Here is a 17,503-nt window from a genome sequence, read left to right as displayed (position 1 = left end):
GGTGAGGCCAAGCATTCTCTTGCATCGTTCCGCCCCCCCACCTAGCCTCCGCCCCGCCGTGCCGAAATCCGCTATTCTCGCCTTGGAAGACGGACGCTGTTTCGAAGGAACCGCGTTCGGAGCCACCGGAACCACCACCGGGGAAATTTGTTTCAACACCTCGATGTCGGGGTATCAGGAAGTCATCACCGATCCGTCCTACCGCGGCCAGATCGTGTCGATGACCTATCCGCAGATCGGGAACTACGGGATCAACCTGGAGGACGACGAGTCCAACGGGCCACACATCCGGGGATTTGTCATCGGGGAACTCTGCGAAGTACCGTCAAACTGGCGCTCCCACAAGCCGCTTTCCGAATGGCTCGCCGAGCACGGCGTGCTGGGCATCGAGGACATCGACACCCGCGCGCTTACCAAGCACCTGCGCTCCCGCGGTGCGATGCAGGCCTGCCTGACGACCGAACTGGACAAGGAAGCCGCCATCGCCGCCGCGAAGGCCGCGCCATCCATGGCCGGGTCCGACTACGTGAAGGAAGTCTCCACTGCGGAGGCCTACGACTGGACAGCGGAATCCCGCGAGTGGATCCTGCCGAACGCTCTCGCCGAGATCAGCGGTCCCTACGCGGACCTGCCACCGGTGAAGCACCGCATCGTCGCGTATGACTTCGGCCTGAAGTACAACATCCTCCGCCGCCTGCGGCAGGCCGGTTTCGAGGTGGAGGTCGTTTCCTCGACCACCCCGGCATCCGAAGTGCTGGCGAAGAATCCGGACGGCGTCTTCCTTTCCAACGGCCCCGGGGATCCGGCGGCCCTCGGCTACATCCATGAGGAACTGAAGCAACTCATCGGCAAGAAGCCCATCTTCGGCATCTGCCTGGGGAACCAACTCCTCGCCCACGCCTTCGGCGGCACCACCTTCAAGCTGAAGTTCGGCCACCGCGGCGGCAACCAGCCGGTGAAAGACCTGCGCAGCGGGAGGATTTCCATCACCTCCCAGAACCATGGCTTCGCCGTGGACCCGGATTCCCTGCCGGACGATGTGGAAGTGACCCACATCAACCTGAACGACGGCACCGTGGAAGGCATGCGCCACAAGACCCACCCCGTCTTCAGCGTGCAGTACCACCCGGAAGCCGCCCCCGGCCCGAATGACGCCGCCTACTTTTTCGAGGAGTTCTCCGCGCTCATCGACGAATCGAAGAAGTAGAACCGTCCGCAAAATGCCCCGGAGTGGGAACACATCGTCCTCTCCTCACAACAACCCTCTTCATTAGCGTGAATCCGCGTCCATTCGCGGTTCAAATTCTCCAATCCGTATGAACACCATCGTCGTAGGTCTCCAGTGGGGAGACGAAGGAAAAGGCAAAGTCGTCGATTACCTGACGGAAACCGCTGACGTGGTCGTGCGCGGCCAGGGCGGGAACAACGCCGGCCACACCGTCATCGCCAAAGGCGTCCGCTACATCCTGAACCTGCTTCCTTCCGGCATCCTGTGGGATGGCAAGACGAACGTCATCGGCAACGGCGTCGTCGTTGATCCGGTGGGCTTGGTCGCTGAGATCGAGCGCAACGAAGGCCAGGGCGTGTCCATCACCCCGGAGAAGCTTCTCATTTCCGACCGTGCGCACGTCGTCCTCCCCTTCCACAAGGAACTGGATGCAGCCCGTGAGATCGCGCTGGGCGACCAGAAGATCGGCACGACGAAGCGTGGCATCGGCCCGACGTATGCGGACAAGGTGAACCGCTGCGGCCTGCGCATCGCGGACCTGCTCGACAAGGAATTCACCATCGCCCAGGTCACGCGCCGGGTTGCGGAAGTGAACGAAGTCCTCGCGAAATACGACCTGCCGCAGTTCACCGCCGAACAGGTGATCACGGAAGTCTATGCGGCGTTCGAGCGCCTGCGTCCGCACGTGACCAACACCATCCCCGTGCTGCACAAAGCATGGAAGGAAGGAAAGACCGTCCTTTTCGAAGGCGCGCAGGGCACGCTGCTGGACATCGACTACGGCACCTACCCGTTCGTCACCTCCTCGAACACGACCTCCGGTGGTTCCTGCACCGGCTCCGGCCTGCCACCGAACGCCATCCAGCGCGTGGTGGGCGTGTGCAAGGCCTACACCACACGGGTCGGTTCCGGTCCGTTCCCGACGGTCGATGAAGGGCTTTCCGAATACCTGCATGGCTTGGGCCGTGAGTTCGGTGTCGTTTCCGGACGTCCGCGCGGCTGCGGCTGGCTGGACACCGTGTTGCTCCGCTTCGCCTGCATGGTGAACGGCGTCACCGGTCTGGCCGTGACGAACGTGGACGGTCTGGACGAATACGAGACGCTCCAGATCTGCACCGGCTACGAGATCGACGGCGTGGTCCATGAGCTTCCTCCCGCCGACCGTTCCGCATGGGATAAGGCGAAGCCGGTCTATGAAACGCTGCCCGGCTGGCTGAGCGACACCACCTCCACCACCCGTTACGAGGATCTGCCCGCGAACGCGAAGGCCTACCTCTCCCGCCTGTCGGAGCTTTGCGGCGCGCCGCTGGCCTTCGTCGGCGTCGGACCGGACCGGGTGCAGACGCTGGTGGTCTGACAGCTCTGATTTCGCGGAAAACGAACGCCGTCTTCATCATCCCGCCACAAGTGTTGGTTTCCCTTTCCCCGTGAAATCCGCCACACTCACCGAGAATCCGCCGAGCCAATCCATGCCCCAGCATCCGGACATCCCCCGCCACATCGCCATCATCATGGATGGCAACGGGCGCTGGGCGAAGGAGCGGGGCCTGCCGCGGCGGGAAGGCCACCGCGCCGGAGCGGAGTCCATCCGAGAGGTGATGGAGGCGTGCAAGGAACTGGGCGTGGAGTATCTCACGCTCTATGCTTTTTCCTCGGAAAACTGGAACCGCCCGGAGGATGAGGTGCAGGCGTTGATGAACCTGTTGGACCGCTTCCTCGACGAACAGGCGAAGGAACTGGACAAGCAGAAGGTGCGCCTGCAGGCCATCGGCCAGCTCGACCGGCTGCCGCCGAAGACGCGCGAGCGTCTGGACAGGATCATCGCAAGGACCGCCGGGCATCGCTCGATGACGCTGGTGCTGGCTCTTTCCTACGGAGCGAGGGAGGAAATCGTCGCCGCCGCCAGGGCGCTCGCCGAAGATGCGCTGGCCGGAAAAATTTCGCCGGAGGCGATCAATGCGGAGGCGTTTTCCTCACGCCTCCAGACCGCCGGCATCCCGGATCCTGACCTGCTGGTGCGTACCTCGGGCGAGCTGCGGGTTTCGAATTTCCTGCTGTGGCAGATCAGCTACGCGGAGATCGTGATCGTGAAAAAATTCTGGCCCGACTTCCGCCAGGGGGACCTCTTCGATTCGGTGAAGGAGTACCAATCCCGCCACCGGCGTTTCGGCGCGCTCTGAGAAATCCCCCCTCTGTAGGTGATCTTCACCTTTCCTAAAGGTAGCGGAGGATAGTTTCACGCCATCCGCCGATGAAATCCGCCCGACTGCTGATCCTCCCCCTCGCCGCGCTGTTGGCCGCTGGTTGTGCTTCCCACACCGGCCTGAATGCCGACCAGCCCCTGCCCGCGGACTGGAAGAATGCCGGAGGATTCCCCGTCGCCTCCCCTTCCCGCGACCTCTCCCGCTGGTGGACGAAGTTCAACGACCCTGTGCTGAACCGTCTGGTGGGCACGGCCCTGGAGAACAGCCCGGACATGGCCACCGCATCGGCCCGCATCCGTGAGTCGCGTGCGAATTTCGACGCACAGCGGTCCGCCCTTTTCCCGAGCCTCAGCGGATCCGCCGGCACCAACTATAACGCGGCGAGCAACAACAGCATCGGCACCACCTCGAATTCATTCTCCACCGGTCTCAGCGCGTCATGGGAGATCGATCTGTTCGGCAGGCTCCGCAGCCAGCTCCAGACCGCCGCCGCCAATCTGGGTGCCACGGAAGAAAATTATAACTCCGTGCAGGCGGCCATCGCCTCGGAAATGGCAATCTCCTACGTGACGCTGCGCTCGCTGGAGTCCCGGCTCGCCACCGTCAGGGCCAGCCTGGGAAGCCGCGAGGAAACCTACAACCTGGCGAAGTTCCGCCAACAGGCCGGTCTCATCGACACGCTCGAAGCGGACCAGGCACTCACCAGCCTGCAGCAGGCACGCGCCTCCATCCCGTCCCTGGAGCAATCCTCCGCGCAGACCCGCAACCTGATCAACCGGCTGGCCGGAAAGAACCCCGGCTCCCTCGACGGACTGCTCAACTCCGGACGCAAAGCCGTTCCGAACCCGCAGAAGTCCCTCGCCATCGGGATCCCCGCCGACACCATCCGCCAACGCCCGGACGTCCGTGTGGCGGGCTACCAGTTGCTGGCCGCCGCCGCCAGCGTCCGCTCCGCGGAGGCGCAGAAGTATCCTTCGCTGAACCTTTCCGGTTCTCTCGGCCTGAACACCATCACCTCCGGCAAGCTGTTCAATCCGGAGACCGCCAGCGCCGGACTGGCCGCCGGGATCACCAGCCCCATCTTCGACGCGGGGCGCATCCGAGCGCAGATCGCCGCGAACAAGGCCTTCGAGGAACAGGCGGTGCAGACCTACCGTTCCAACGTCCTGACCGCCCTTTCGGAAGTGGAGGACTCCCTCATCGCCTGCCGGAAATCCGCCGAGCGGCTGGACACCCTGCGGGAGGCGGAAACGTCCGCCAGATCCGCCGCGAATCTTTCCCAGCAGAGATACGAGGCCGGTGTCACCGACATCCTCACCGTGCTCGATTCCCAGCGCACCCTCCTCAGCCTGGAGGAAAGCGTGATCTCCTCCCAGGCCGACCGCGCGATCGCCTACATCCAGCTCTACAAGGCGCTGGGCGGCGGCTGGTCGAAGTAATTTCCCCACACCACTCTCCCATGAAATCCGAGTCCTCCAAAGACCTCGCCACCATCGTCCACAGCGGCCGCCCGAAGCCGGTGCGGAAATGGATCGCCATCATCCTCGTTCTCATCGCGGTGATCGGCGGCTTCCTCTACTACCGTGCGAAGTCAGCCGCTGATGAAGGGAAGCCCGTCTTTGTCACCGAGCCACTGAAGCGCGGCAACATTGCCCTCGGCATCACCGCGACCGGCAACCTGCAGCCCATCAACAAGGTCACCGTCAGCTCGGAACTGTCCGGCATCTGCGAAGCGGTCTATGTCGATACCAACGACGAAGTCACGAAAGGGCAGGACATCGCGAAGCTGGACACCCGCAAGCTCAGCCAGCAGACGGAGAAAACGCGCGCCACGCTCGCCGCCGCGGAAGCCCGCGTCCAGCAATCCCAGGCCACGGTGCGCGAGTCCGCCGCGAATCTTGAACGGCTGGAGGAACTGCACAAACTGTCCGGTGGCAGGACTCCATCCAAAGCGGAGATGGAAACCGCCATCGCCGCGGCGGACCGGGCGAAGTCCGACCTCGAGAACGTCAACGCCGCCGTCGCCGGAGCGAAGGCCGACCTCCTCGCCAACGAAAGCGACCTTTCCAAGGCCATCATCAAATCCCCGGTGAACGGCGTGGTGCTGACCCGCTCGCTGGAGGTGGGGCAGACGGTTGCCGCATCCTTCAACGCTCCCGAGCTGTTCGTCATCGCGGAAGACCTGCGGAAGATGGAACTGCTGGTGGCGGTGGCGGAAGCCGACGTCGGCCAGGTCGAGGGCGGGCAGAGCGCGTCCTTCACCGTCGTGGCGTGGCCGGGCCGCACCTACAACGCCAAGGTGAAGAAAATTTCCTACGGTTCCACCATCCTCGACAACATCGTCACCTATCAGGCGGAGCTGGAAGTCACCAACGACGATCTGACCCTCCGCCCCGGCATGACGGCGACCGCCACCATCGACGTTGCCAAGCGGGAGCAGGTGCTTCTCGTCCCGACCACCGCACTGCGCTTCCGCCCCCAGGACCCGAACGAGAAATCCGCCGCACCCCAGCAAAAGAAGACCTTCATGCAGTCCATCACCTTCCAATTCCCGCGCCGCCGTGGCAGCGGGCGTCCGGGCGGCGGCCGAGAAGGAGAAGGAGGCGGAAAATCCGACCAGGCACAGATCTGGATCCTTTCCAATGGCGAGCCGGAGCAGGTGACCGTAAAGACCGGTCTCACCGACGGCCGCCGGACGGAGATCATCACCGACAAGCTGAAGGAGGGGGATGAGATCATCATCCGCCAGATCATCGCGCCGACCACTCCATGAGCCAGCCCTCGCCAAGCCACAGCGGGGCGATCGAACTCCGCAAGCTCACCAAGACCTACGGTCAGGGTGACGCCGCTTTCCAGGCCTTGCGCGGGGTGGATCTGGACATCCCGGCGGGGCAGTTCCTCGCGGTGATGGGCCCCTCCGGCTCGGGAAAATCCACGCTCATGAACATCCTCGGCTGCCTGGATGTCCCCACCTCCGGGCGCTACAACTTCAATGGCATCGCCGTGGAGACGCTCGGTTCGGATGAGCGTTCGCTGCTCCGCCGCCACGCGCTCGGCTTCATCTTCCAGGGGTTCAACCTGCTGGCCCGCACCTCCGCGCTGGAGAATGTGGAGCTGCCCATGCTCTACCGCGGGGTGCCGAGAAAGGAACGCCATGAGAAGGCGCACCAGGCGCTCAAGATCGTAGGACTGGAGTCGAAGTACAAGAACACGCCCGCCGAACTTTCCGGCGGCCAGCAGCAGCGGGTGGCCATCGCCCGCGCCATCGTCACGGAACCGGGCACGCTGTTCGCGGACGAACCCACGGGCAACCTGGATTCCACCACCACCGTCGAGATCATGCAGCTCCTCCGCAACCTGAACGAGGAGCGCGGCATCACCATCATCATGGTCACCCACGAGGATGAGGTCGCGGCCTACGCGAAGCGCATCATCCGGGTCAAAGACGGCCTGATCGAATCCGACATCTCAAAGTGATCCTCCGCCATGTTTTTCAACACCTTCCTCATCGCCCTCCGGGAGATCCGCCGCAACCTGATGCGGGCGTTCCTCACCGTGCTGGGCATCGTGATCGGCGTCGCGGCGGTCATCACCATGGTGACCCTCGGCCGCGGTGCGACGGAGACGGTCAAAGCACAGGTTTCCAACCTCGGCAGCAACCTTCTCGTTCTCCGTCCCGGCATGGGCTTCGGGCGGGGTGGCGGGCCGGGTGTCCCGCAGTTCAGCGTGGAGGACGCGAAGATCATCAGCGAGCAGGTCGGCGGTATCCGCGCGGTCGCGCCCATCGATGAAGCCTCCTTCAGCACGCAGTATCTCGACAAGGCGCGCACCACCCGGACGTCAGGAACCTATCCGGAGTACTTCAGCATCGGGAAATGGAAGCTGGCGGAAGGACGGTTGTTCGATGAGACGGACATCGCGGAAGGGCGGGCCGTCTGCGTCATCGGCCAGACCGTCAAGCGGGAGCTGTTCGGCAATGAGGATCCCATCGGCCAGCGCATGAGGATCAAGGACGCGTCCATCCAGGTGATCGGCGTGCTGGGGGTGAAAGGCCAGACCGGCTTCGGCCAGGACCAGGATGACACCATCCTGATCCCGCTCACCACCTTCGCACGCCGGATCAAGGGAGCGGCCTCGTTGAAGTCCATCGACCAGATCATGATCTCCGGCGAGGACGGGGCGTCCACGGAAGGGATCATCAACGAAGTCTCCGCCCTCATGCGGGAGCGGCGGAACCTGTCCCCCCATGAGGACGACAACTTCAACGTCATGGACACCCGCCAGATCGCGGAGACGCTCAGTTCCACCACCAAGGTGATGACCACCCTGCTGGGTGCGGTGGCGGGAGTCAGCCTGTTGGTCGGTGGCATCGGCATCATGAACATCATGCTCGTCTCCGTGACGGAGCGGACGCGGGAAATCGGCATCCGTCTGGCCATCGGCGCGCGCGCGCGGGAGGTGTTGCTGCAGTTCCTGGTGGAAGCCATCACCCTTTCCTCCTTCGGCGGCGTGGTCGGCATCAGCCTGGCCTTCGGCCTGTGCGTGTGGCTTTCGAAATTGATCGAGGTGCCGTTCCTGTTCGACCCGAAGATCAACGTGATCGCCTTCATCTTCTCCGCCGCCGTCGGCATCCTGTTCGGCTTCATGCCCGCGAGACGGGCCGCCGCCCTGGATCCCATTGAAGCACTCAGACATGAATAGTTGGAGGTTGTTGGTTGAGAGTTGAGGGAAAGAGATCCTTTCCAACTCCCAACACTCAACTCTCCGCTCTCAACCATCCACCCATGCGCCTCCTCCTCATCGAAGACGATCCCCTGCTCCAGCGCAGCCTCGCCACCGGCCTGCGCGAGGAGAACTACGCCGTGGACACCGCCAGCGATGGCGAGGACGGACTCTTCAAAGCCGGATCGAACGCCTATGACTGCATCATCCTCGACGGGATGCTGCCCGTTTTCGACGGGTGGGAGGTACTGCGGCAACTGCGCCCGGACAATACCACGCCGGTTCTCATGCTCACCGCGCGGGATGCCATCCCGGACCGCATCCGCGGCCTGGATGCGGGGGCGGATGACTACCTGACGAAGCCCTTTGACGGGGAAGAGTTACTGGCAAGGATCCGCGCGCTGATCCGCCGCAACAGCGGACAGGTCAGCAACCTGCTTGAGATCGGGGATGTCACCATCGACACCGCGGCGCGCACCGTTTCCCTGTCCGGTGAAGCAGCCTCCCTCACGCCGCGTGAGTATGCCCTGGTGGAATACCTGGCCCGCCACCGGCCGAAGGTCATCTCACGCAGCGAGCTTTATGAACACCTCTTCGACGAGGATGACGATACTCTCTCCAACCTCCTCGATGTCCACGTGTCGAACGTCCGCAAAAAACTCGGCCATGATTTCATCGTCACCCGGCGCGGCCATGGCTATGCCATCGAGTGACATTCCCATCCCTGAACGCTCTTGATCGGTTTCCTCCATTCCCTGCGCTGGCGTGTCCAGCTCTGGCACGCGCTCATCCTGGGCGTGGTGATCACGGCGCTGTGCCTGCTCGCCTACCGGCTGGCCGCGGAGGACCGCGCGGAGCGGGTGGGGCGGGAGCTGGAGAACTTCGAGCGGTCCTTCATGCGCCGGGTGTGGGAAAAGGCCACGGACTCCAAGCCTGACAGCCCTCCCACCACGGAGGACATCCGGGCGCTGCTGGCAGGGCTGAACACCGCCAGCGACCTGCCCCATTTCATGCGCGGATTGTTCGATCCGAACGCGACGGAGAGTGTCTATCTCGGCTACTGGGATCATGAGGGCAACGTGCTGTTCCGCTCCGCGAACGCACCGGCAGATCTCGTCCGGCCCACGCGCGAGGAGATCGACGACCGGGCAAAACGGACGGACCACGGCCTGACCCGTGAGGTGATCCGGCGCGGCCCGCGTGGTTTCAATGGCATCGTGGGACGGGACATTTCGCCGGACATCGCGGACCTGCGGACGATGGCACTGCAGATCAGCGGACTGGGTGCGGGGCTGTGGCTTTTCGGCCTGCTCGGTGGATGGTGGCTGTCCGGTCGGGCGATCCGCCCCATCGAAAAGATCAGCCGCACCGCCTCCCGCATCACCAACGGGAATGTGTCGGAACGGATCGACATTTCCGACACGGATAACGAGCTGGGCCGTCTCAGCCGGGTTCTCAATGACACCTTTGACCGGCTGGAGTCCGCCATCCACCAGCAGCGGCAGTTCACCGCGGACGCCTCCCATGAACTGCGCACGCCCCTGACGGTCATCCTTTCCGAAACCTCCCGCGGCCTGAAGCGTGACCGCCCCGCGGAGGAATACCGCGACATCCTCTCCACCACGCGTGATGCGGCGGAACGCATGCGCTCCCTGGTGGAGTCCCTGCTGGTGCTCGCCCGGCAGGACGGAAACTCCTCCACGCTCACCAAGGAGTCCTGCGATCTGACCACCATCGCATCGGACGCGGTGAAACTCCTCCGCCCGCTGGCCGATGAGCGACAGATCCGGATCGAGGCCTGGCTTGATGAAATCTCCATCCCCGGCGATGCGAGATCCCTTTCGATGGTGGTGGTCAACCTGCTGTCGAACGCGATCCATCACCAGGATCCCGGCGGCAGTGTCACGGTCCGTGTTTCCGGTGACGCTGACAGGGCCTTGCTCGATGTGGCTGACACCGGCAAGGGCATCGCTCCGGAGCATCTTCCCCACCTGTTCGACCGCTTCTACCGGGTCGATCCGGCACGCGCCGCGACCGGCGGGCATTCCGGATTGGGATTGGCCATCGTGAAAGCCATCGTGGACAATCATGAGGGCACCATCGATGTCACCAGCGCACCCGGCGAAGGCACGGTGTTCCGGGTGTCGCTGCCGAAGGGTTGAGGCAGGGACCGCATTCCATGCGGTCCGGCGGGGGCAATGGCATATGCCGCAGGATGACCGACTCTCCTATTGATCCCCCTTTCGCGAAGGCAGGAAAATCGTTCCAGAAGCGGAATCGCGGGATAATGGAAATCTTCACCGCCTGACCGCATGGAATGCGGTCCCTGCCCTTGCTTCTGTAAATCCGAATTTACACTAAACCCGTTGTCCTGACGGGGCAGGCCGGTTATCCAGATAGGTGCGATGCACCTTTCGAACCAACGCCTGTGGAAGATCATCTGGGGCGGTGCCTTGGGTGCAGCCGGTGCCGCGGTGGTGGTCGCCATCCGTCTGGCCATGGCACCGCATCAGCCTGCGGCGGAGCAGGCGCACGCCGCCACCGTCAGGGAACGTGAGGCGTCTGTGATGAAGGAAGACATCACCGCCCTGCTCTCCAAGGACACTGAAGGAAGGCTGGAGCGATGGATGGAAACGGACCCCGCCGGGATGATGGCGCACATCGACTCGATGGAAGACCGTGGGTTGGCCGCGGAGCTGGCCGGGAGATTCGTGAAGGCCATCCGGAATCCGCACCACGATCTGCTGCTGGATTGGCTCACCCGCCAGAAAGACGGACGCATCGCGGCTCTGGTTTTCCAGGCGATATCGCCCCGCCTGGCCCGGGAGGATGCGGACCGCAGCATTGCCCTGTCATTCAACCTCGGTGATGGACCGGAAGCTCGCACCGCCCGGGAGGCCCTTTTTTCCGAACTGCCGCTGGAGCAGCGGATGCGGCTGCTGGAGCAACAGAAGCCGGACGAGCGTGCGGAGCTGTTGGGAAAGAAGGCCGCCGGTTTTGGAGCGCGGGCACCGGAGGCGTGTCTGGAAATGATCGCAGAACTGCCTCCATCCGCGCACCGCAGCGAGGCGGTGGCGGGGCTGATGAAATCCTGGGCCAACGGAGCGGATACTTTCCGGTTGGCGGATCCCGTTTCGGCGGTGAAGGCGGTGCTGGCCACCAAGGATCCGGAACTGCGGAAGGAGTGCCTGAGGCAGGCCGTCCTGGAGTGGTCCGACAGGAATCCGGATCTGGCCTCCGAATGGATCACGAAGCTTCCCACCGGACCGGACAAGGACGCGGCCATCGGTGCGTTGGTCACACGTCTGGCCCCGGCGGACCCGGCCACGGCGACCGAATGGGCGGCGACTATTGCCGATGAGGCGCTGAGATCGGAAACCATCCGGCGAGTGGGGGCGCAACCATCCGGCAAGCTGAAGAAGGAACCATGAAAGCCACCGCGAAATTCATGACCATCACCCTGGCTGCGGGCTGCCTTTTGGGAGCGGTGATCCCCCTTCCCCCCAGCAAAGGAAAAGCGAGTGCCGCACCATCCGTCGCTACCGCCCGGTCCGGCGTTAACTCCAATCCCGGAAAGGAGGCGCATGATCTGGATGGCATCACCGCCGCCGATGCCGCCGCAGCCGCGACCACGGACCCACGGGGATTTTTCCAAGCCCTGCTCAAGGCGGACCCGCAGCCGTCACGGGAGATCGTGGAAGCGTTCTTCAACGCATGGATCGCGGCAAATCCGGATGCGGCTTTCCAGGCGGCGCTGCTGCTGCCCGGAAGGTTCGGCTACGAAGGGAGGAGCCAGTTCTTTCCCCGGCAGGTGCAGGAACTTTTCCAAACGCATCCGCTGGTGGCGTTGCGCTGGGTGGGACGGATCGAGGGCGTCATGGGTCATGACATCACGCTCCACACCAGGATCGACCGGCTGGATGAACTCCGGCAACTGGACCCGCAGGAGGTCAGCCACTGGCTCAACCGCTGCCCGGTGGGTGGGGTGTCCGCAGGGATGGCGAAGACGTTCGCTGAGGCGCTGGCGAAGGAAGACCCGGCGGCGGCAATCCGCTGGGCGGAGTCCCTGAACGCGGAATACCAGAACGTGGTGCTGCCGATGATGCTCCATCATCTGCGGGCGAAGGACCCGCAGGCGGCGATGGAATACGTCCGCAACGCCCCTTCCCACGTCAGGCAGCATGTCACCCTGTTCGCCATGCAGGCGGACTCCGCCGGGACCATCCTGGGGCAGATGAAGTGGTTGGCCGGGGAGATGGGAGTCACCTCCCACAGCGGCATCAACAGCCTGCTGGGAAGCCTCTACAACAAATCACCGGAGACGGCGATCGCCCATGTGGTTGCCATGGAAGGCACCACCCAGGGAGTGGACGCCGCGCGGGGACTGGGGACCGCCGCATGCCTCTATGGACCCGCGGCAAAAGCAGTGAACATGATCGCCAAGCTGCCGGACTCCCTGCAGGCGGACGCCTTCCGTTCGGCCATGCTTTTCCGCATGCCGGGGGATTTTCCGGCCTTCCTCGGGCCGCTGGCGGATGGCTCGATCCAAGGAGCGAACCTCGATGCCTACATCCGTGAGTTGGTCGGATTCGTGGACGGGGAAAGAGGAACATCATTCGGCCGACCGCAGATCACATGGGGGGTGGCGGAATCCCCGCAGCAACTGGAGGCCTTCCAAAAGTGGATCGGCGACCACCCCGGCCCGCAGCGGGACAAGTTCATCCGCCAGACCATCGAGGTCCTGCGGGACAGGCCCGAGCTGCGGGACAAGGTGTTCGGCAACCTGCCACCGGAGGAAATGAAGCGGATCATGGAGGAGCGGTAGGGCTCCTCTATTTCTCCACCTCGACATCCGGCAGTAGCACCGTCGCCAGGCCCAGCAGCGGCAGGAACGCGCAGATCTGGAAGACGAAGTTGATGCCGTGGATGTCCGCCACTTTTCCCAGCACGGCGGAGCCGATGCCGGCGATGCCGAAGGCCAGCCCGAAGAACAGGCCCGCGACCATCCCCACCTTTCCCGGAAGCAGCTCCTGGGCATAGACCAGAATCGCGGAAAAAGCGGACGCCAGGATGAGGCCGATGAAGACGCTCAGGATGCCGGTGGTGAGGAGGTTCACGTGGGGCAGGGCCAGCGAGAACGGGGCGACACCGAGGATGGAACCCCAGATCACCCGCTTGCGGCCGATGCGGTCCCCCACCGGACCACCGACGATGGTGCCCACCGCCACCGCGAACAGCAGCAGGAACAGGTGCATCTGCGCGCTCTGCACGGAGACATGGAAACGGTCGATCAGGTAGAAGGTGTAGTAGCTGGTGAGCGAGGACAGATAGACATACTTCGAGAACACCAGCACCACCAGCACGCTCATGGCGAGGATCACGCGGTTCCGGCTCACCGGACTCACGGCGGCACCCGCGGCCTTCGGCTTGCGGTGGATGCGGTGCAGGTTGGCGCTCTGCCATTTCCCGATCTGCCACAGCACCAGCACACCCAGCAGGGCGATGGCGGAGAAGACGACCAGCGACTTCTGCCCGTGCGGGACGATGATCCATGCCGCCAGCAAGGGGCCAATGGCGCTGCCCGCATTTCCGCCCACCTGGAACAGGGACTGGGCGAAGCCACGCCGCCTGCCCGCCGCCATGTGCGCGATGCGGGACGCCTCCGGGTGGAAAATGGCCGAGCCACCGCCCACCAGCGCGGCGGAGATGAGGATGGAGTGGAAGCTCCCGGCGTAGGCCAGCGCAACCAGCCCCAGCAAGGTCATGCCCATCCCGACAGGCAGCGAATAGGGCATCGGCCGCCGGTCCGTGACCAGGCCGACCACCGGCTGGAGCAGGGATGCGGTGAGCTGGAAGGCGAAGGTGATGAGGCCCAGTTGCGTGAACGTCAGGGCGTAGTCGTGCTTGAGGATGGGATAAATGGACGGAATCAGCGCCTGGATCGTGTCATTGAGCAGGTGTGAGAAACTGATCGCGAACAACAGGGCGAACACCGTCTCATGGGAGTTCGCCCGCGGTGTGGCCTCCGGAATGGCCGTTGAGTCTTCCATGCCCGCGAAGGTGCTCCCGCCCCTTCCCCCGCTCAATCCAAGGGGCCGGTGCTAACCGTGGTCTTTCTGGTATTTTTCTCGGATCTTCTTCCGGAACTCCGCCGGGCTCATCCCTTCACTGCGTTTGAAGAAGCGGCTGAAATACGATGGATCCGCGAAACCCAGCCCGTAGCCCACCTCGGAGACGCTCATGGTGGAGTGGAGGAGCTGGCGCTTGGCATCGAGCAGCCGCCGCTCCCTGAGGTGCTCCCCGGCGGACTGCCCCGTTTCCACTCTCACCGCATCATGGAGGTGGTTGGTGGTCACTCCCAGCGCCTTCGCGTAGTGGTCCAGCGTCTGCCATTCGTGGTGATGAGCCTCCAGTTCCTGCCGGAAGCGCCGGACCAGGACGGCCTGCCTGCCACGCGCCATGACCGGACTTTCCACCCCATACCACCGTGCGACCTTCACGAACAGGACGCGAAGCAGGCAGCGGGCTACCTCCGCGAATCCCTGCGGTGCGGCATCGTATTCTTCCTGCAGTTCACGGAAAACACCCTCCACCCATGGCAGGCGGTCGTCGGCCAGCCGCAACCAAGGTGCCTGTTCCGTCGTGAAAAAGAATGGGAGATTCATCAGGAAACCGTCCTCCACCCCTTCCTCGAGAAACTCACGGGTGAAGGAGACGATGGTTCCCGACATGCGCGGCCGCGGGACGATGGTGTGCACTTGGCCGGGACTCAGGAAAAAGAGAGTCGCACCGCTGGCCTCAGACTCGCGGAAGTCATGCATGAGCGAACCGTCCCCTAGCAGCAGCGAAACCTGGAAAAAGTCATGATAATGCGGGCGCAGCCGTGTGGGATCGATGGTGAAGGATTCGTTCAGCGGCAGGGTCACGAATCCACCCTCCCGCAGACGATCCTCACCATAGGAAATCATCCCGATCCTCGGCACCTCGCGGCGATTCATGACGATGATCTGGCACCTTTCTCCACAGGGAATCGAGTCCTATCATCTGTACAAGCCCCTATTCTTCCCACCTGCCGGTCCCCGGAGTCCCGCTGGCTGGACATCAATGGCATGCGTGGCGAAAATCGCCCTGTTCCCGATGATCATCCTCATCAAAACCTTCCTCGCCCTTTTCCTCGTCGCCTGGTCCATCTTCGGCGTCTGGATGCTGGTGAAGTTCAATATCCTGTTCGGGCCGCACCGTGACGATCCTGCGGAAACGCCCGGCGCGAGATCCTTCGGAGTCGCCCACGTCGCGTCGGTCTGGTTCGGGTTCTTCGTGCTGGCGCTATATTTCCTGTTCCGTTGAACGGTTGGCTAGGGATCGCCATTCCAATGGCACCCGGTGGGGCGGCTGAAAAACCCGCGATACAGGAATCATCACGCCCCTGTCCGAAGATGGCTTTATGGGCCCCAGGATGGAATGGGATCGGGCGATGATGGTGGATCTCCCAGCCGGACGCCATGGAATGGCATCCCTGCCTGCATGCGCGCCGCATCTATGGCATCACCAAAAAAAGCCGCAACCGGTGCCTCGCCATTCTGTCTTCCCCCCGGATAACAGAACGGCGTCAGCGGCCGGTTGCGGCTTGAGTGAACATTTGATAGCGGGTCCCCACAATCCCGTGAAGGAGTAATTCCCACGCGATCGCGTAGGGGGCCGACCGTGGATCATGCGTGGATGCCCTCGGCGAGTTCCTCGCACATCTTCGCACAGAACGCGGGCAGGTCATCCGGCTTGCGGGAGGTGACGAATCCATTGTCCACCACCACCTCGGAATCCTCCCAGTCCGCCCCGGCATTCCGGAGATCCTTTTCCAGAGCCGCGTAGGAGGTCATGTGGCGTCCCTCCACCAGACCGGCATCGATGAGGAGCTGCGCTCCATGGCAGATGGCGAAGACGGGTTTCCCGGCGTCGAAAAAGTGACGGGCGAACTCCCGTGCCTGTTCCTCCTGCCGGAGTGCGTCGGAATTGATGACGCCACCAGGCAGCAGAAGTCCGTCATAGTCGAGCGGGCTGGCGTCATCCAGGGCCAGGTCCGCCGTAATCTCGTGCCCCCAGTCGTCATCGGTCCATCCTTTGATGGGTTCTCCCGACGGACTGATGATGGACACCTTCACGCCGTGTTCCCGGAGCGCCCCGACGGGTTTTGAAAGCTCGGACTGCTCGAATCCGTCGGTCGCCAGCACCGCCACCCGCTTTCCGCTGAGATCATACTTCGTCTTTTTCGTTTTCATGGTGGAAGCTCCGGCGCAGCTCCCATGCCCAGCCTGCCAGACAAGCATCCACAATGACTTGCCTTCTTTTCCCATCCCGGAGCCGGTGCATCGTGCATGCCGCGGGGGATGCTTTGCATTCAGTTTGGCTTCGGTGTCTTCGGGTCTGAGATGACGCGGAAGGCATATTCCGCGAGCGCCTTGTGCCCGGCCGGGGTGGGATGGAGGCCATCGGCGGAAAAAAGGTGGCGGCTGTCATTCGCACCTTCCGTCACGCTGACGAAGCCGAATTTCCCCGGATCCGCCTCGACCTCATTGAACATGGCGTCCATGTCCAGCTTGATGATCTTCAGCCCGGCGTTCTTCGCCTGGAGCCTCACGATGGCCGCATCCATCTCCGCATTGAACGCTTTGCTAGCATCGGAAACCGCCTTGAGGGCGATGGGCGCCATGTCACCGAGAATAGCCACCCGGCGGACGAGGGATGGGAATTTCGAGCCATCGGAGAGATTCCCCCACATCACGTATTTCACGCCCGCGTCCGCCATGGCCTGAATCTGTCCCTCCACATCCACCACCACCTTCGCCGCTTCCTGGCTGAGGGTGGTCCAGGCTGAGCCGATCTGTTCCGGCTGGATCGCCAGCGCCATCAGATCATTGGTGCCGATGCGGACGATGTGCAGCGCGTCTTTCTTCACCCCGTCCTTGTTGAATTCCGGGTTGAGGTACCGCTTGCTGATCTGGACCGTGAGGTTCTGGCCCTTATTCTGGTCCCGGCCCTTGGCGGCGGCGTAGCCGCTGGTCGATCCCCCCACGGCATAGTTGGTCCCGCCGAAGTAGAAGCCATTCATGCCGGAGGGTTTGAAGCCGGGAATGTCCAGCATTTGCGGACCGGCGAGCTGGGCGACCCAGGTCGGACGGAATTTCACATCTTTCTTATCCGGACCCACCGACCGGTTGCCCATGTCGGTGAGGCTGTCGCCGAAGGTGACGAGTTCCTTGAAACCGCCGGCATGGCAGAGGGCGGCCAAGGAGAGGAACAGAAGCGGGACGAGGGATTTCATGGGTCTTGTCTGGTATGGGAGAGCTTTGGA

The 17,503-nt window shown here is 63.4% G+C and carries 16 protein-coding genes; 12 read left to right on the top strand and 4 right to left on the bottom strand.

Annotation, left to right across the window (positions count from 1 at the left end):
* Nucleotides 1-58: 58 nt before the first annotated feature.
* The 11 genes from carA to KF712_19030 all read left to right on the top strand — a co-directional run bounded on the left by carA (nucleotide 59) and on the right by KF712_19030 (nucleotide 12,979).
* Nucleotides 59-1,207 carry a glutamine-hydrolyzing carbamoyl-phosphate synthase small subunit gene (carA, locus tag KF712_19080; GenBank protein MBX3743097.1) on the top strand — a complete coding sequence of 383 codons (1,149 nt, stop codon included), beginning with the start codon at nucleotides 59-61 and terminating at the stop codon, nucleotides 1,205-1,207.
* 109 nt (nucleotides 1,208-1,316) lie between these two features.
* Complete coding sequence (locus tag KF712_19075) at nucleotides 1,317-2,585, top strand: adenylosuccinate synthase (GenBank protein MBX3743096.1); 1,269 nt, start codon at nucleotides 1,317-1,319, stop codon at nucleotides 2,583-2,585.
* Nucleotides 2,586-2,697: 112 nt separating this feature from the next.
* Nucleotides 2,698-3,408 (top strand): isoprenyl transferase, encoded by a 711-nt coding sequence (locus KF712_19070; GenBank protein MBX3743095.1) that lies wholly within the window; start codon nucleotides 2,698-2,700, stop codon nucleotides 3,406-3,408.
* A gap of 71 nt (nucleotides 3,409-3,479) precedes the next feature.
* Complete coding sequence (locus tag KF712_19065) at nucleotides 3,480-4,871, top strand: efflux transporter outer membrane subunit (GenBank protein MBX3743094.1); 1,392 nt, start codon at nucleotides 3,480-3,482, stop codon at nucleotides 4,869-4,871.
* A 20-nt stretch (nucleotides 4,872-4,891) separates the two neighbouring features.
* Complete coding sequence (locus KF712_19060) at nucleotides 4,892-6,205, top strand: efflux RND transporter periplasmic adaptor subunit (protein MBX3743093.1); 1,314 nt, start codon at nucleotides 4,892-4,894, stop codon at nucleotides 6,203-6,205.
* Nucleotides 6,202-6,909, top strand: coding sequence for an ABC transporter ATP-binding protein (locus KF712_19055; GenBank protein ID MBX3743092.1), 708 nt, complete (start codon nucleotides 6,202-6,204; stop codon nucleotides 6,907-6,909). The genes KF712_19060 and KF712_19055 overlap by 4 nt, the downstream gene beginning before the upstream one ends.
* 9 nt (nucleotides 6,910-6,918) lie before the next feature.
* Nucleotides 6,919-8,133, top strand: coding sequence for an ABC transporter permease (locus tag KF712_19050; protein MBX3743091.1), 1,215 nt, complete (start codon nucleotides 6,919-6,921; stop codon nucleotides 8,131-8,133).
* An 83-nt stretch (nucleotides 8,134-8,216) separates the two neighbouring features.
* Complete coding sequence (locus KF712_19045; GenBank protein MBX3743090.1) at nucleotides 8,217-8,867, top strand: response regulator transcription factor; 651 nt, start codon at nucleotides 8,217-8,219, stop codon at nucleotides 8,865-8,867.
* 21 nt (nucleotides 8,868-8,888) lie between these two features.
* Nucleotides 8,889-10,316: a HAMP domain-containing protein gene (locus KF712_19040; protein MBX3743089.1), complete on the top strand. Its 1,428-nt coding sequence runs from the start codon at nucleotides 8,889-8,891 to the stop codon at nucleotides 10,314-10,316.
* Between the two features lie 243 nt (nucleotides 10,317-10,559).
* A complete protein-coding gene (locus tag KF712_19035) occupies nucleotides 10,560-11,585 on the top strand; it encodes a hypothetical protein (GenBank protein MBX3743088.1) in 1,026 nt (341 codons plus the stop codon).
* Nucleotides 11,582-12,979, top strand: a complete 1,398-nt coding sequence (locus KF712_19030; GenBank protein MBX3743087.1) for a hypothetical protein — start codon at nucleotides 11,582-11,584, stop codon at nucleotides 12,977-12,979. The genes KF712_19035 and KF712_19030 overlap by 4 nt, the downstream gene beginning before the upstream one ends.
* Before the next feature lie 7 nt (nucleotides 12,980-12,986).
* Here KF712_19030 and KF712_19025 read toward each other — a convergent pair whose 3' ends face one another.
* Both KF712_19025 and KF712_19020 read right to left on the bottom strand, forming a co-directional pair.
* On the bottom strand, nucleotides 12,987-14,204 hold the full coding sequence (locus KF712_19025) for an MFS transporter (GenBank protein ID MBX3743086.1): 1,218 nt from the start codon (nucleotides 14,202-14,204) through the stop codon (nucleotides 12,987-12,989).
* Between the two features lie 51 nt (nucleotides 14,205-14,255).
* Nucleotides 14,256-15,152 carry a helix-turn-helix domain-containing protein gene (locus tag KF712_19020; GenBank protein ID MBX3743085.1) on the bottom strand — a complete coding sequence of 299 codons (897 nt, stop codon included), beginning with the start codon at nucleotides 15,150-15,152 and terminating at the stop codon, nucleotides 14,256-14,258.
* A gap of 115 nt (nucleotides 15,153-15,267) precedes the next feature.
* On the opposite strand from KF712_19020, the gene KF712_19015 reads away from it, so the two are divergent.
* Nucleotides 15,268-15,501, top strand: a complete 234-nt coding sequence (locus KF712_19015; GenBank protein MBX3743084.1) for a hypothetical protein — start codon at nucleotides 15,268-15,270, stop codon at nucleotides 15,499-15,501.
* Nucleotides 15,502-15,863: 362 nt separating this feature from the next.
* Here the strand turns inward: KF712_19015 and KF712_19010 are convergent, their stop codons facing one another.
* Together KF712_19010 and KF712_19005 are read right to left on the bottom strand one after the other, a co-directional pair.
* A complete protein-coding gene (locus KF712_19010; protein ID MBX3743083.1) occupies nucleotides 15,864-16,430 on the bottom strand; it encodes a type 1 glutamine amidotransferase in 567 nt (188 codons plus the stop codon).
* 119 nt (nucleotides 16,431-16,549) lie between these two features.
* The gene (locus KF712_19005; GenBank protein ID MBX3743082.1) at nucleotides 16,550-17,473 is read right to left on the bottom strand and encodes an SGNH/GDSL hydrolase family protein; all 924 of its coding nucleotides are present in this window, start codon (nucleotides 17,471-17,473) and stop codon (nucleotides 16,550-16,552) included.
* Nucleotides 17,474-17,503 lie beyond the last annotated feature (30 nt).

The sequence above is a fragment of the Akkermansiaceae bacterium genome, assembly GCA_019634595.1.
Lineage (GTDB): Bacteria > Verrucomicrobiota > Verrucomicrobiia > Verrucomicrobiales > Akkermansiaceae > Luteolibacter.
Note: the sequence above shows the minus strand (reverse complement) of the source record. Positions and strands in the feature narration are given on the sequence as shown.

Bases quoted from the DNA above. Each gene is read 5' to 3' on its own strand.
- KF712_19075 (MBX3743096.1), top strand. From the start codon at position 1,317: ATGAACACCATCGTCGTAGGTCTCCAGTGGGGAGACGAAGGAAAAGGC.
- KF712_19070 (MBX3743095.1), top strand. From the start codon at position 2,698: ATGCCCCAGCATCCGGACATCCCCCGCCACATCGCCATCATCATGGAT.
- KF712_19065 (MBX3743094.1), top strand. From the start codon at position 3,480: ATGAAATCCGCCCGACTGCTGATCCTCCCCCTCGCCGCGCTGTTGGCC.
- KF712_19060 (MBX3743093.1), top strand. From the start codon at position 4,892: ATGAAATCCGAGTCCTCCAAAGACCTCGCCACCATCGTCCACAGCGGC.
- KF712_19055 (MBX3743092.1), top strand. From the start codon at position 6,202: ATGAGCCAGCCCTCGCCAAGCCACAGCGGGGCGATCGAACTCCGCAAG.
- KF712_19050 (MBX3743091.1), top strand. From the start codon at position 6,919: ATGTTTTTCAACACCTTCCTCATCGCCCTCCGGGAGATCCGCCGCAAC.
- KF712_19045 (MBX3743090.1), top strand. From the start codon at position 8,217: ATGCGCCTCCTCCTCATCGAAGACGATCCCCTGCTCCAGCGCAGCCTC.
- KF712_19035 (MBX3743088.1), top strand. From the start codon at position 10,560: ATGCACCTTTCGAACCAACGCCTGTGGAAGATCATCTGGGGCGGTGCC.
- KF712_19030 (MBX3743087.1), top strand. From the start codon at position 11,582: ATGAAAGCCACCGCGAAATTCATGACCATCACCCTGGCTGCGGGCTGC.
- KF712_19025 (MBX3743086.1), bottom strand. From the start codon at position 14,204: ATGGAAGACTCAACGGCCATTCCGGAGGCCACACCGCGGGCGAACTCC.
- KF712_19020 (MBX3743085.1), bottom strand. From the start codon at position 15,152: ATGAATCGCCGCGAGGTGCCGAGGATCGGGATGATTTCCTATGGTGAG.
- KF712_19010 (MBX3743083.1), bottom strand. From the start codon at position 16,430: ATGAAAACGAAAAAGACGAAGTATGATCTCAGCGGAAAGCGGGTGGCG.
- KF712_19005 (MBX3743082.1), bottom strand. From the start codon at position 17,473: ATGAAATCCCTCGTCCCGCTTCTGTTCCTCTCCTTGGCCGCCCTCTGC.